Here is a 14467-nt window from a genome sequence, read left to right as displayed (position 1 = left end):
AACGGGCACGACATCCCAGCAGCGATCAACTCTCCCGGCCTACCGGCAGGGGCACGGTCTTTCAGCAGGACTCAACGTCCAGGACCACAGAGTGCTCACCCACCGGTCGGCTACCACCAAGGAGTTTGCCGGATGGCTCACTCCCAGAACTGATTAGGACCCGACGGATGAGTCCCGAGGCGACGGCACGTTTTGTCCTCGCACTGTCCGACATCGTCGGCAAGACCCACGTTTTCACCGATCCCGATATGACCGCTCGCTATGTCATCGACTGGACCGGCCGCTGGCACGGTGGCACCATCGCGGTGGTGCGTCCCGGCCGCACCGAAGAAGTAGCCGGGGTCATGCGGCTGTGCCGCGAGTTCGGAATCGGGGTTGTCGCCCAAGGCGGCAATACCGGACTGGTGGGTGGTTCCATCCCGATGCACGGCGAGATCGTCTTGAGCTCGGAACGTCTCGACGCGATCGAGGCAGTCGATCCGATCGCCCGCACACTCGCGGCCGGGGCGGGCACCACCGTCGCCGAGGCGCATACGGCCGCACAGCAGGTGGGGCTGACTTTCGGTGTCGACCTCGCCTCCCGCGACTCGGCCACGCTGGGCGGAATCGTGGCGACGAATGCGGGCGGCGTCCGCGTGATCAAGTACGGCGACACCCGCGCCCAGTTGCTCGGCATCGAGGCCGTGATGTCGGATGGCAGTGTGCTCAGCCGGTGGAAGAACTTCACCAAGGACAATGTGGGCTATCACCTGCCGGGGCTGCTCGCGGGATCGGAGGGCACGCTGGCGGTCATCACCAAGGTCCTGATGAAGCTGCACGTACCGCCGACACGCACCGAGGTGATGCTGGCCGGAGTCGAAACCGTCGAATCGGCACTGGCTTTGACAGATGCGTTCCGACGGGCGGGGCTCACCATCGAAGCAGCGGAGCTGATGACCGACGACGGGATGACGCTGGTCCTACAGCACCGACAACTCCGACATCCCCTCGGCGACAGCGCGCCTTACTATCTGCTCGTAGAGGCATCCGGATCGCCGGATGTCGCAACGGTGCTGCTCGAAACACTCGAGCAGGCAGGCGATCTCGTCGTGGGCGCAACGCTCGGGCACGGCCAGCGGCTCTGGGAATTCCGGGAAAGCCATACCGAATCCGTCAACGCCGCCTCCGCGACTGCTCCGGTCAAACTGGATGTCGCGACGCCGGTCGCGCAGTTGGAGTCCTTCATAGGTGTTCTCCGTCGTGAGATCGATTCGGTATTTCCGTCCGTCCGGCTGATCGTGTTCGGCCATCTCGCCGACGGCAACGTGCATGTAAATCTGCTCGATGTGGATCCAGAAGTCGCCCAGCGGATTACCGAGTTCGTCTTCGAGTTGGTCGTGGCCCACAACGGAAGTATCAGCGCGGAGCACGGAGTGGGCCGTTCGAAAGCCCCATGGATTCATCTGGGCAGATCCGCGGTCGATATCGATCTGATGAAAGCGATTCGGCACGGCGTGGACCCCGCGCTCATCCTCAACCCCCATATCCTGCCGGCGAACGGTGCGCCGCCGACTGCCGTCGCTCGCTCGTCGGCTCGAATTCCGCCGCGATGACCTCGAGGTTCGGCGACGCGAAAAGTGCCTCGGTACAGACCTGTTCAGAGGGCTCCTCGGTGCGCCGACTGCCACAGATCGATTTCGCCGTCGTTGTCGAGAAGTGTATCGATGTCGGCGAGTTCGGCGGCGTCGAAATCGAGATTGTCCAGCGCGGCGACGTTCTGATCGAGTTGGTCGGTGGTGGACGCGCCGATCGCCAGCGAGGTCAGCGTCGCGCAGCGCCCTTGGCCAGTGGTGCCAGTGTTTGTCCGGGCCGATCCGCGATCGTGTTCAGCTTGCGTAACCGCTCGATCATGTCCGGGGTCAGCAATTCGGTTCTGGAACGACTTACCTTGTGTGGCACGCGATTTCGGGGGGATGCCGTCGAGGTACTTCGAGGTGGGCATCCCCTGTGCAAGCGCGGTGAACCCGATGACGCCGAACCCTGGCCGAGCGAGAGCGGCGGTAGATCGCATTGTTGCGTGATCGGCGTCACTATCAGGCGATCTCACCGGTGGGGATCCGGCCTCGGTGATATTGCGACCCTCATTAGCATGGATGCGGCGAATAGATCGAGGAAATCCGAGGACGTGTGTTGACTACCGAACAACTTGACCGCTGGAACGCTCAGGAAGCCGCCGCGGAGGCGATGATTCCCATCATCGGCACGTTGTATCGGGCGAAGGGCGTGACGATCCTGCTGCACAGTCGGCCGCTGGTGAACAAGTCGGTGATCAGCATCCTGCGGACGCACCGCTTCGCGCGGCAGATCGAGGGCGAAGAGCTGTCGGTGGATGAGACCCTGCCCTTCTTGCAGGTGCTCGGGGAGCTGGATCTGGGGCCCTGCAAGATCGATCTCGGTCAGTTGGTTATGGCCTATCGCGCCGACGATCGCGGACTGTCGATCAGCGAGTTCACCGCAGCGGTCCTGGCCGACGTGACAAACGGCAACAAGGCTCAGTCACCGGGCCCGCGGGATGTCGTCCTCTATGGCTTCGGACGCATCGGTCGTCTGGTCACTCGCCTGCTCATCGAGAAGGCCGGATCCGGCAATGGGCTGAACCTGCGTGCCGTTGTGGTGCGCAAAGGCGGCGAGGACGATCTGACCAAGCGTGCGTCGCTGCTGCGCAGGGATTCGGTGCACGGCCATTTCAACGGCACGATCAAGGTCGATACCGACAATGACACGATCACCGCGAACGGAAACGTGATCAAGTTCATCTACAGCAATGATCCGACGGCGATCGACTACACCGAGTACGGGATCGACGATGCGATCCTGATCGACAACACCGGTAAGTGGCGTGATCGTGACGGTCTGTCGCAGCATCTGCGCCCCGGCATCGCGAAGGTTGTGCTCACCGCACCCGGTAAGGGTGACGTTCCGAATATCGTGCACGGCGTCAACCACCGCAGCCTGGACCTGTCGCAGCAGATCTTCTCGTGCGCCTCGTGCACGACCAATGCGATCGTGCCGCCGCTGAAGGCCATGGATGACGAGTACGGCATCATCCGCGGTCACGTGGAGACGGTGCACTCGTTCACCAACGACCAGAACCTGCTGGACAACTATCATAAGGCGGACCGTCGCGGCCGGTCCGCGCCGTTCAATCTCGTGCTCACCGAAACCGGCGCCGCGTCCGCGGTCGCGAAGGCGATGCCGGAGTTCAAGGCCAAGATCACCGGCAACTCGATTCGTGTTCCCACCCCGGACGTTTCGGTCGCGATTCTGAATTTGCAGCTCGAGCGGGAGACGACGAAGGCCGATGTGCTCGCGTACCTGCGTCAAGTTTCGCTCGCCGGGCCGTTGAGCCGAAACCTCGACTACACCGCCGCCACGGACGTGGTTTCCAGCGATTTCATCGGATCGCGCGCGGCGTCGATCATCGATGCCAATGCCACGATCGTCGAGGGCGACACCGCGATTCTGTACGTCTGGTACGACAACGAATTCGGCTACTCGTGCCAGGTGGTGCGGACGGTGCAGTACATCTCGGGCATCGAGTATCCGACCTACCCGCAGGTCGGTGCACAGCTGGACCGCGCCGACGACGCTCGCGTGCTCACTGCGGCCGACGCGGGGTAACTCGCGCGGCGGCGCGACCGGCCGAGATACCAGTGGGATGCACGGTGATCCGATCGTGTCGGTGGGTGCCGCTAATCTGCTGACATGGTCGGACCGGATTCGGCGGTGCGCCGACTGACGCGCGATGCGGGAAAGCTGCTGCAGCCGTACGGCTTTCATGGCTCGGAGGCTACGTGGGTGCGGGTGGTGCCCGATGGTGTGGCCGCGGTCGCCCGCACCCGGACTCTGCGAACCTGGACCGACGGGCAGCAGGTACTCAGCTTCGGACTGAGTCTGAGCGCGACACCCACCGCCTGGTGGGAATTCCGTAACTGGCGCAATGCGCAGCTGGGGCTTCCACATATCCCGCTCGAGCAGGCGACCGGCCCCGGCCTGATCAACGACCACGGTATGCCGGACGATCTGACCGAGTTGTGGTCTCTGCACCTCGACCCGACACAGCCGGGCCGGGCGTTGCAGGCGGACGTCGATGCCATCCGCGCCGAGTTGCCCCGGCGCGTGCACGCCTATGCGCGCCGGGCGCTGCGCCTGCTGGAGCCGGATCGCTATCTCGACGAACTGTTGGCCGCCCCGGACCCGCAGATCGCGACCTGGGAAGCGATCGTCGTCCTGCTCGCCGACCGCGGACCGGGACCGCAACTCGACGACGCGTTGATCCAACTCCGGACCTGCCTTGCGGAGCAGGGCGAGTCGGCCTATGCAGAGCAGGTCATCGCTTACGCACGGGGTCGCGCTGCCCTGGTCTGAGCAGCTACCGGGCGTGACGACCTTGCTTGTTGTCCACTCGGCTACGCCACGACATATTCGATGTTCGCGTGATCGACCCGCTGACAGACACTCGGTCGGCCCTGTACTAGCGCCGCATCCATCGCGGCATGCTGCTCGATCGTGGAAGAGATCATGGTGGACCCGGGATCGCTCCGGTTTCGGTGCTCTGGGCGAGGGCCTCGCGTTCGGCCCTGCAACACCTACTGACTGTCCGACAATGGGATGCGGCAACGATCACCGCCCGACATCAGGGGGAGTCGCGCTATGTCACAGCAGCCCGACCTACCACAGGAGGCAGGCAATGATCTTCATCGTCGTGAAATTCAAGACCAAGCCCGAATGGACCGATCGCTGGCTCGACCTCGTCGCACCGTTCACCGCGGCGACCCGTGCCGAGGAGGGCAACCTCTGGTTCGACTGGTCCCGCAGCATCGAGGACCCCACCGAATTCGTTCTCGTAGAAGCCTTTCGAGACCAGGCCGCCGGCGCGGCCCATGTCGGCAGCCCCTACTTCAAGACCGCGATGAACGAATTGCCGCAGGCGCTTGCGTCGACTCCCCAGATCATCAGCCAGACCGTCGATGCCACCGGCTGGTCCGAAATGGGGGAGATGACCGTCGAATAGCCGTTGCTCGCGGGGCCTATTCGATCAGGCGCAACGGGTGGGGACTACGGGGTTCATCTGCCATGCCTGTGCCAGGGCATCGCGCAACTGATGCTTCAGCCCGCGCACCTCGACGCTATCGGTCTGTTGTGGGTGCAGCGCCTCGTCCACCATGTGCAAGAACCGCTGACGGGTCACACCAAAGGTCACGAGCAGTTCGGCGGCCGTGGCGCCGCCGGACGGCGCCCATCGGATCGCGAAGCTGATCAGGGAATTCGCGGTCGCGTCGAGGGCCTTCGCGCCCGCCATGAGTTCGCACTGGCGAAGCGATGTGCGCACCCAGCGCGCGTCGCAGCAATGCTCGACACCGTGATGCGCGTTCGAAGCACTTGCGGGCCGTGACGTGGGATGAACGCCACCATCCGAATCGGGCGCCGCGGGGCACACAGCGAACACCGGAAAGCGATCCACCCGAGGACGCGGCTCGAATCGCACCCGGACCGGCAGATCCGACGCCGGCACGGCGTCACCTTCGATCGTCGCGTACACCCACGGACCCTCGTCGAGTTCCACGATGGCGATCATCAATGGCACCACCGGGGCCTTCGGACGGCTCACACGACGGTGTACGAGCCGCGAAGACACGATCGACCCGAGACCTGACGAAGGCGACCACTCGAGATCCCAGGACCGACACGACGAACATTCGGCGGTCAGCGGCGCGAACAACTTATCGCAGCGCCCACAACGTCGGATCATCATGGTCGTTGCGGCCCCCGTGGGGTTGTATTTGTGCTCGGACATGGGAAAACCTCGGTGTGATTGCGATGCATGCGTCCTCACCGAGCGTCCCCTTTTCGACGCCCGACCACGACCGTAGAACTACCAGGGATATACCTATTTTCTGCTTCACCTATCCCTCGGCGACTTGCCGGTGGCCAACCCGCCCATGAGGTCGTGGACGAGGCTGGCTGCCTGGGTGTGTGCCTGCTGCGGATCGTCGGTCTCCGCGATTGTCAGCGACAGTTCGGTCAGGGCGCCGTAGAAGGCGCTGGCGATCAGTTCGGCGGGATGTGGCTGGATGAGCGCGGCGTCCAGTAGATTCCGAACCGCTTCGCGGACCAAGCCGCCGAGGTGCTGCTGGTCCAGTTCGCGCCAGCGCTGCCAGCCGAGGGCGATCGGGCCCTGCTGAAGTACGACATGTCGAAAGTCTTGTTCGGCGCAGACCTCGAGAAACTTCGCGACGCCACGGTCGACACGGTCGAAGGGGTCCGAGACCGATTCGATCGCGGTCCTGATGCGTTGCGCCGCTTGCCTTTCGAGTTCCTCGAATATCGCTTCGAACAGTCCGCGCTTGCCGTCGAAGTGGTGATACAGCGCGCCGCGGGTGAGGCCCGCGCCGCGTACCAGCTCCTCTGCCGAGATACCCGCGTAATCACGGGTCGCGAACAGGCTCAGGGCGGTATCGAGCAGCGTCCGGCGGGTGTTTTCCGCGTACTTATCGCGCAGCGCTTCCATACGTCATGAATATCACATACAGTCTGTATGTCAGATACATGATGTATGAAAGCGGGTTGTGATGGACAGGGCAGTGGATGTCGTTGTCATCGGGGCCGGGATCGCGGGTCTGGTGGCCGCCCGTGACCTGGTGCGGAGCGGGGCCGAGGTGCTGGTGCTGGAGGCGCGCGACCGGGTCGGCGGGCGGCTGCGCAACGATGTGCTGCCCGGCGGTGCCCCCATCGAGGTGGGCGGGCAATGGGTCGGGCCTGGGCAGCATCACGTGCTGGCCCTGATCGAGGAACTGGGCCTGCGCACCTTTCCCACCTACACCGCTGGTCGTCACATCGCCGAAGTCGGTGCGGCCCGTTCGGAGTACAGCGGTCGGATCCCCACATTGAACCCGCTGGCTCTGGCCGATATCGCGCAGATCCAGTGGCGGCTGGACCGCGTGGCACGTCGGGTCGCGGTAGCAGAGCCGTGGCGAGCCGACCGGGCCGAGGATCTGGATGCGCAGACCTTCGCCACCTGGCTACGGCGCACCGCCCGTACCGGCGACGGTCGGTCGTTCTTCCAGCTGATCACCGAGGCCGTGTTCGCCGCCGAGCCGGAGGACATGTCCGCGCTGTGGACCGCCTTCTACGTCGGCGCTGCCGGTGGCGTCGACGCGTTGATCAATGTCACGGGCGGTGCGCAGCAGGACCGCGTCGTCGGCGGTTCGCAACGCATCGCGTTGGCCTTGGCCGAGGAACTCGGTGACCGTGTCGTCCTCGGCGCTGTGGTGACCGAAATCGAATGGGACGCCTCGGGTGTGCGGGTCGTCGCGGGCGGTAGGACAGTGCGCGCGCACCGCGCAGTGGTCGCGGTGCCGCCGCCGCTGGTCGCGCGGATTCGATTCACCCCGGATCTGCCCGGTGATCGCGGCCAGCTCGTGCAGCGGATGCCGATGGGCAGAGTGATCAAGGTCAATGTCGCCTACGACGAGACCTTTTGGCGCGCAGCGGGTTTGAGCGGTCAAGCCAACAGTGATCACCGCCCGCTCGGCACCGTCTTCGATAACACCCCGCCCGAGGGTTCACCCGGCGTGCTCGTCGGCTTTCTCGAAGGACGGCACGCCGATAGCGCAGCGCGCCTGGATCTCGCCGATCGCCGCGCTCAGGTGATCGAGGACCTCGTCGGCTACTTCGGACCACAGGCCCGCAACCCCATCGCCTACATCGAACGTGACTGGGCCGCCGAGGAATTCACCCGCGGCTGTTACGGCGCTTTCACCGCGCCCGGGACTCTGACCCGCTTCGGTCCGGCGTTGCGCACACCCGTCGGCCCGCTGCACTGGGCAGGAGCCGAAACCGCTACCCGGTGGGTCGGATACATGGACGGAGCCGCCGAATCCGGCCACCGGGTCGCCCGCGAAATCGCGCCAGCGCTCGTGCGCGGCAGCGCTCAGCGACTTCGGTGACCGGCCACGACTCCGGCGGTCGGCGGCGAGATCCGAACGATCTCGAGCCGCCGTCACGCGGCGAGCCTCAGCTCAGGTAGCCGTCCGCGGCTTTCGTGATTTCGTCGAGGGCGTGCAGTGTTTCCGGTTCCGGGAGGGTCGGCACGCTGAGGATCAATCGTTGTACCCCGGCCTCGGCGTAACTGTCGAGTAGGGCCGGGTCGGCCGCGGCGAATGCGATTGTGACCGGCAGGTCGTGTCCGTCCAGTTGGGCCAGTTGGGTCGGGATCGCTGCGGCATCGGCCACTGCGGTGGGGATCCAGCCGACACCGTGGCGGATCGCGCGTTCGGCCGCCGACTCGCCGCCGCCGATGAAGATCGGCGGGTGCGGTTGCTGTACGGGTTTCGGCCAGGCGTACATCGGGTCGAAATCGATGAAGCGGCCGTGGTATTCGGCGAGGTCCTCGGTCCAGATCTTGCGGATGGCGTCGAGTTGCTCGTCGAGCAGCGCGCTGCGGGTGCGGGGGTCGGTGCCGTGATCGGCCATTTCCTCGCGATTCCAGCCGATGCCGACGCCGAATACGAAGCGTCCGTCGGAGATTCGGTCGAGCGTGGCGACTTGTTTGGCGGTGTGGATGACGTCGCGCTGGACCAGCAGGGTGACCCCGGTTCCGAGGATCAACCGCTCGGTGACGGCCGCGACGGCGCCGAGGGTGACGAACGGATCCAGCGCGCGGTAGTACTCCCGCGACAACTCGCCTCCGCCCGGTGCGGGGGATTTCCGACTCGCGGGGATATGCGAATGTTCGGGCAGGAACAGTGACTCGAAGCCCCGATCCTCCAGTGCCACACCAAGTTTCGGACCGCTGATCCCCTCGTCGGTAACGAAGGTGGTGATGCCTATCTTCATGAACAATATGCTGAAACCTTCACATGTATGTGAGGGTCAACCAGGATATGTGTGAGGTGGAGCACAGGGGCGCATTCAGAACCGTTCATCGGCTGCTGCGCTACCACGAGGAACAGGCTGATTATCGCGCAGCGCGCTCGGACAGCTACCGCGGCCACGACGAGGCGCCTTCTCCAGATCCGGGAAGACATCAGCGTTGCGCTGGTGTCGCGGCCGAGTCGGCGGAGCGCAATATGGCCGATATGGTCGCACTGTCGGAGAATGGTTGCGGTTCGTTGATCACGCCCGGTCCGATGGGAGCCAGCGTTATGCACGATGACCGTCGGTTGGTCGAGAATCGCCTCGGGCGGGTTCTAGCGGAGCGGATCACTCCGGCGATCTATCCGGAGGCGGTGCCGCTGAAGGCATCCATCTGGGTCGCGCCGGATGAGCCGGTGCCGGTTGCCGAGGGCTTGGCCGCGCCACGGACGCCTATCGAATCCGGCGCCAGATGGGGCGCACCGTGGGGGACCAGTTGGCTCACGGTCGAGGCGACGGTGCCCGACGCGTGGGCGGGTAAGACCGTCGAGGCGATCATCGATCTCGGTTTCGACCAGAATATGACGGGTTTCCAGTGCGAGGGCTTGGTCTACCGGTCGGATGGATCGCCGGTCAAGGGTTTGCACCCGCGCAACCAGTGGGTGCGTGTGGCGTCCCCGGCGGTCGGCGGCGAGCATGTGGTGTTGCACGTCGAGGCGGCTTCGAACCCGATCATTCCCTTCTCACCGACCATGCTCGGCGACAAGTCCACCGCCGGTGATGAGCCGCAGTATCGGCTGGGTCGGATGGACCTGGCGGTCTTCGACGAAGAGGTCTGGTTGCTGGTCCAGGATCTGGAGGTGCTTGGCGAGCTGATGCACGAGATGCCCGAGGATCCCGCCCGCCGCTACGACATCGTGCGGGCGATCGAGCGCGCGCTCGACGCCGTCGATCTGCAGAACGTGAACTCCACGGCTGCTGCGGCGCGCGCGTGTTTGGTCGACGTGCTGGCCGCGCCGGCGGTGGCGTCCGCGCACAAGATCTCCGCGGTCGGGCACGCGCACATCGATACGGCATGGCTGTGGCCGCTGCGCGAGACGGTGCGCAAGGTGGCGCGCACCACCGCGAATATGACCGCATTGCTGGCCGAGGAGCCCGAGTTCATCTTCGCGATGTCCCAAGCCGCGCAATACGACTTCATCAAGCGGCACCGACCCGAGATCTACGCGAAGGTCAAGAGCGCGGTGTCGCAGGGCCGGTTCGTGCCGACCGGCGGCATGTGGGTCGAATCGGATACGAATATGCCGGGCTCGGAAGCGATGGCGCGGCAGTTCGTGCACGGTAAGCGGTTCTTCCTGGAGGAGTTCGGTGTCGAGAGCCAGGAGGCTTGGCTGCCCGATACGTTCGGATTCGCCGCCGGGCTGCCGCAGATCATCAAGGCCGCCGGGTGCAAATGGCTACTGACACAAAAGATCTCATGGAGCCAGATCAACCAGTTTCCGCACCATACCTTCCTGTGGGAGGGCATCGACGGAAGCCGGATCTTCACCCATTTTCCGCCGGTCGACACGTACAACTGCTCGATGCAGGGCCGCGAGATCGCGCACGCCGCAAGGAATTTCAAGGACAAGGGCCGCGCATCAATGTCACTGGCGCCCACCGGCTGGGGCGACGGCGGTGGTGGGACGACGCGGGAGATGGTCGCCAAGGCCGCCAGGATGCGGAACCTGGAGGGCTCGCCGAAAGTGGTGTGGGACAAGCCCGCCGACTTCTTCGCCAAGGCCGAGGCCGAATATCGGAACCCGCCGGTGTGGGTGGGGGAGTTGTACCTGGAGTTGCACCGCGGCACGCTGACCAGTCAGGCCAAGACCAAGCAGGGGAACCGGCGCAGCGAGCACCTGCTGCGGGAGGCCGAGCTGTGGGCCGCGACGGCGGCGGTGCGCAAGGACGGCGAATACCCCTATGCGGCACTGGACCGGATCTGGAAGACGGTGCTGCTGTACCAGTTTCATGACATTCTGCCCGGTTCGTCTATCGCATGGGTGCACCGAGATGCGGAGCGGACGTACGCGGCGGTGGCCCAAGAGTTGACGACGATCATCGAACGGGCCCAATGGGCGCTCGGCGGTGAGCGCACGGGACCGAATATCTTCAACCCGGCGCCGCACACCTGGCGATCTGTCCCGGCCGGAGGGGCGGCCGCGGTGGCGGCGGGGCACCCGTGCTCGGTGGCCGAGCGCGCTGGTGGTGGATTCGTCCTCGACAACGGTCTGTTGCGGGTCGAAGTGGATGCGCACGGCCTCGTCGTATCGGTATTCGACCTCGAGGCGCGGCGCGAGACGCTTGCGCCGGGTTCGGTCGCGAACCTGCTGCAGCTGCACCCGGACTTCCCGAACGCATGGGACGCGTGGGATGTCGATCTCTTCTACCGAAACCAGGCTACCGACCTCACCGAAGCGGATTTCGTTGCGGCAGAAACGGATTCGCAGGGATCGGCAATGGTGCTGGTCGGCCGCTCGTTCGGGTCTTCCAAGGTCGAGCAGTCCCTTGTGGTACGAGCGGGTGCGCGCGGCCTGGACATCAATACCAACGTCGACTGGCATGAGACCGAGAAATTCCTCAAACTGGCTTTTCCCCTGGACATCCACGCCGACCGCTATGCCTGCGAGACCCAGTTCGGGCATCTGTTCCGGCCCACCCACACCAACACCAGCTGGGAGTATGCGAAGTTCGAGGCCGGTAACCACCGGTTCGTCCATTTCGCCGAGCCGGGTTGGGGTGTGGCGCTCGTCAACGACTCCACCTACGGACATGACGTCACCCGCACGGTCCGAGCCGATGGTGCGACGACAACAACATTGCGGGTTTCGCTCCTGCGGGCACCGCGCTTTCCCGATCCGGAAACCGACCACGGCGCACACCACTTCCGACATTCGCTGATCCCGGGCGCCTCGATCGGGGACGCGGTGTGTGCGGGCTACCGGATCAACCTCACGCCGGCGCGGCCGGGTGTCGCCGAAGCCGTCGAACCGCTGTTCACCATCGACAATGACGCCGTGGTGACCAGCGCTGTCAAACTCGCCGACGACGGCAGCGGCGATGTCGTGCTGCGGGTCTATGAGGCGCACGGTGGTCGGGCCTCGGCGCTGGTGGCCGTCGGCTTCGGATTCACCGGGTTCCAGGTCTGCGATCTGCTCGAGCGGCCGCTGCCGGGGGACACCCCAGCGAGCCCGGAGGGCACGGGAGTTCGTTTGCGGCTGCGGCCGTTTCAGCTCGTCACGCTGCGGTTCGCCCGTTCCCACGATCGGACCTCGTCGCAGATCTGAGATGCTGCGGCGGGCATCAGTCCTGTTCGTTCATAGCCAGAGCCGCTGACAAGGCATGGGCCGTAGCGCTTCGCGCATATCGTGATCGATTTGAATTGTCGCCAGTCTCAATGCATACATTGCTTTTGCGAAAGTGTGCGCCGCTATGGAGTCGGCCCAGTAGTGCATCGGCGGCCAACCCGGAAATCGGACCGTGACATGGCATGGCGTTGCATTACCTTGGCCGTCCGGCGCAGTCGACTCAGGACTTCTCTGCACTGCCATTGTCTCAGCGACCGAGCCGCAGCATCTGCTCGAGGGGGCGGTATTCGCCTGTTCGCGTTTCGGGATGCGGTGTGGACCGCGCAATCGCGCTGGTCATCGCGGTTCTCCAGTCGGCCCCGCCTACGGGCCACTTGGCTTCGAAATCGGGCGTAGGGGCCAAGTACATCGTTTTCTAGGACTGTGCAGCTAGGAACAATAAGTCCAAAGATCGACCCAGTTCACGCCGATGTCTTTGTGCCTTCCTCCAATTTGACCTGCGAACCTTCCTGTTCGCCGACTACTCCGGCCCGGGTCCGACCGTGGATTCGCGGATGGTCGAAAAATGGAATAGACGTATTCGCGGGTGCAATGGAATCTCGGTATCGCGCAGCCTGGCTCGCTGCGATTCAAGTTGATTATTGAACTGCTGCTCGACGACGCCATCGTAACTCGGTTTCCGCCGCTACGCCGAGGCGCTCGAGCCCAAACAACTGACGCTGATCCCCGGCCCCCACTTCGCCGTGTATGAGGAGCAGTTCGACCGAGCATCCGGCGTCGCCCGCGACTTCCTGCTGGCCAACCTCGGTCGATGGCGGGGCACAATTCGGCGAGCTCGGATCATCCGGAGCACGGTCGATCGGGCGCCGAGCCGATCAGTTCGTCGCAGTCGCGAAAGGTGTTGCTATGGGCGCTGATTCGCTGCGATGCGGGTGCGCCCACAGATTGCGCCGTTCGAGGATCGGCAGTACACCCTCGCCGAACCAGTAGGCCTCTTCGATATGCGGGTAGCCGGAGAGGATGAAATGGGTGATGCCGAGGTCGGCGTATTCGATCAGGCGGTCGGCGACCTCGTCATGGGAGCCGACCAGTGCCGTGCCCGCGCCGCCGCGCACCAGGCCGACACCGGCCCATAGGTTCGGCGCGATTTCGAGCCGGTCGGTGCGGCCGCCGTGCAGGTCGAGCATTCGGCGCTGGCCTTCGGATTCACTGCGCGCCAGGCTGGTCTGCACGCGTTCGATTTCGGCGGGGTCGAGGCCGGACAGCAGGCGATCGGCCACGGCCCACGCCGCTGCCGAGGTGTCGCGGGTGATCACGTGAATGCGCAAACCGTAGCTGAGCTCTCTGCCCTCGGCGGCGGCGAGACCACGGATCCAATCGAGCTTCTTACCGACTGAGGCCGGTGGCTCACCCCAGGTGAGGTAGGTGTCGGCATAGCGGGCCGCGACCGGTCCGGCGGGCTCGGAGGAGCCGCCGAAGAACACCGGGGGTATCGGGTCCGGATGATTGTTGAGCAGGGCGTTGCGGATCCGAATGTGCTCGCCCTCGAAGGTGAGCGGCTGCCTGCAGCGCCACAGCTCGCGCACCACGTGCAGGAATTCGGCGGTGCGGGCGTAGCGCTGGTGTTTATCGAGGAAGTCGCCGTAGGCCTGTTGTTCGTGCGGTTCGCCGCCGGTCACCACATTCAGCAGCAGGCGGCCCCGGGAGTGGCGCTGATAGGTCCCGGCCATCTGCGCGGCCAGTGTCGGGCTGACCAATCCGGGCCGAAACGCGACCAGGAATTTCAGCGTTTCGGTGGTTTCGACCAGCATGGCGGTGGTGAGCCAGGCGTCCTCGCACCAGGCGCCGGTCGGGGTGAGCACCGCCTCGAAGCCGTTGTCCTCTGCCGCCGCGCCGATCTGGTTGAGGTAGCGCAGTGACGCGGGGCGGTCACCGGACATCGAGGTGCCGTGGCCACCGGCGATCAGGCCGCGGGAATCGCCGTAGGTGGGCAGAAACCAATGGAACGACAGTGACATCGACAGCTGCTCCTCGCGGGTTCGGATGCCGTTTCGGGCACGGATGACCGGCGATGCTGCCAGCGTCGCCGGGGCATGTCACCGGTTGAAATCCGCGTGGTTATTTCCGCCGCTGCCCCCGATCGCTACACCCATCCGATCGCACAGATTCAAACCCTGCTGCCGTTGGGCTTCCGGTGCTGGAGTGGAAGGAGCGCGCGCCGAGAC

General features: G+C 64.9%; 11 protein-coding genes. 6 read left to right on the top strand and 5 right to left on the bottom strand.

Annotated features, from left to right (window positions below; translation table 11 throughout):
- Nucleotides 1-167 precede the first annotated feature (167 nt).
- A complete protein-coding gene (locus ACQP0C_RS27090) occupies nucleotides 168-1592 on the top strand; it encodes an FAD-binding oxidoreductase (RefSeq protein WP_433724359.1) in 1425 nt (474 codons plus the stop codon).
- Nucleotides 1593-1636: 44 nt separating this feature from the next.
- Here the strand turns inward: ACQP0C_RS27090 and ACQP0C_RS27085 are convergent, their stop codons facing one another.
- Nucleotides 1637-2050 carry a hypothetical protein gene (locus tag ACQP0C_RS27085; protein WP_433724357.1) on the bottom strand — a complete coding sequence of 138 codons (414 nt, stop codon included), beginning with the start codon at nucleotides 2048-2050 and terminating at the stop codon, nucleotides 1637-1639.
- 119 nt (nucleotides 2051-2169) lie between these two features.
- On the opposite strand from ACQP0C_RS27085, the gene ACQP0C_RS27080 reads away from it, so the two are divergent.
- From ACQP0C_RS27080 to ACQP0C_RS27070, 3 genes are all read left to right on the top strand, one after another.
- The gene (locus tag ACQP0C_RS27080) at nucleotides 2170-3660 is read left to right on the top strand and encodes a glyceraldehyde-3-phosphate dehydrogenase (RefSeq protein ID WP_433724355.1); all 1491 of its coding nucleotides are present in this window, start codon (nucleotides 2170-2172) and stop codon (nucleotides 3658-3660) included.
- 84 nt (nucleotides 3661-3744) lie between these two features.
- Nucleotides 3745-4407 carry a hypothetical protein gene (locus tag ACQP0C_RS27075; RefSeq protein WP_433724353.1) on the top strand — a complete coding sequence of 221 codons (663 nt, stop codon included), beginning with the start codon at nucleotides 3745-3747 and terminating at the stop codon, nucleotides 4405-4407.
- 322 nt (nucleotides 4408-4729) lie between these two features.
- Nucleotides 4730-5053 (top strand): putative quinol monooxygenase, encoded by a 324-nt coding sequence (locus ACQP0C_RS27070; protein ID WP_433724351.1) that lies wholly within the window; start codon nucleotides 4730-4732, stop codon nucleotides 5051-5053.
- Between the two features lie 24 nt (nucleotides 5054-5077).
- On the opposite strand, the gene ACQP0C_RS27065 is transcribed toward ACQP0C_RS27070, so the two are convergent.
- Nucleotides 5078-5791, bottom strand: a complete 714-nt coding sequence (locus ACQP0C_RS27065) for a Zn-ribbon domain-containing OB-fold protein (RefSeq protein ID WP_433734667.1) — start codon at nucleotides 5789-5791, stop codon at nucleotides 5078-5080.
- A 150-nt stretch (nucleotides 5792-5941) separates the two neighbouring features.
- A complete protein-coding gene (locus ACQP0C_RS27060; protein ID WP_433724349.1) occupies nucleotides 5942-6550 on the bottom strand; it encodes a TetR/AcrR family transcriptional regulator in 609 nt (202 codons plus the stop codon).
- Nucleotides 6551-6611: 61 nt separating this feature from the next.
- Here ACQP0C_RS27060 and ACQP0C_RS27055 point away from each other — a divergent pair, with 61 nt between their 5' ends.
- Entirely contained in the window at nucleotides 6612-7988 is a 1377-nt protein-coding gene (locus tag ACQP0C_RS27055) for a flavin monoamine oxidase family protein (protein WP_433724347.1), read from the top strand.
- A 67-nt stretch (nucleotides 7989-8055) separates the two neighbouring features.
- Here ACQP0C_RS27055 and ACQP0C_RS27050 read toward each other — a convergent pair whose 3' ends face one another.
- Nucleotides 8056-8877, bottom strand: coding sequence for an LLM class F420-dependent oxidoreductase (locus ACQP0C_RS27050; protein WP_433724345.1), 822 nt, complete (start codon nucleotides 8875-8877; stop codon nucleotides 8056-8058).
- Between the two features lie 308 nt (nucleotides 8878-9185).
- Between ACQP0C_RS27050 and ACQP0C_RS27045 the strand changes: the two genes are divergently transcribed.
- The gene (locus ACQP0C_RS27045; protein ID WP_433734666.1) at nucleotides 9186-12221 is read left to right on the top strand and encodes an alpha-mannosidase; all 3036 of its coding nucleotides are present in this window, start codon (nucleotides 9186-9188) and stop codon (nucleotides 12219-12221) included.
- Nucleotides 12222-13117: 896 nt separating this feature from the next.
- Here ACQP0C_RS27045 and ACQP0C_RS27040 read toward each other — a convergent pair.
- On the bottom strand, nucleotides 13118-14260 hold the full coding sequence (locus tag ACQP0C_RS27040) for an LLM class flavin-dependent oxidoreductase (RefSeq protein ID WP_433724343.1): 1143 nt from the start codon (nucleotides 14258-14260) through the stop codon (nucleotides 13118-13120).
- Between the last annotated feature and the right edge of the window lie 207 nt (nucleotides 14261-14467).

It is taken from the genome of Nocardia sp. CA-129566 (assembly GCF_050956075.1).
In the GTDB taxonomy this organism is placed as follows: Bacteria; Actinomycetota; Actinomycetes; order Mycobacteriales; family Mycobacteriaceae; genus Nocardia.
This window is presented reverse-complemented; position numbering and strand designations above follow the sequence as displayed.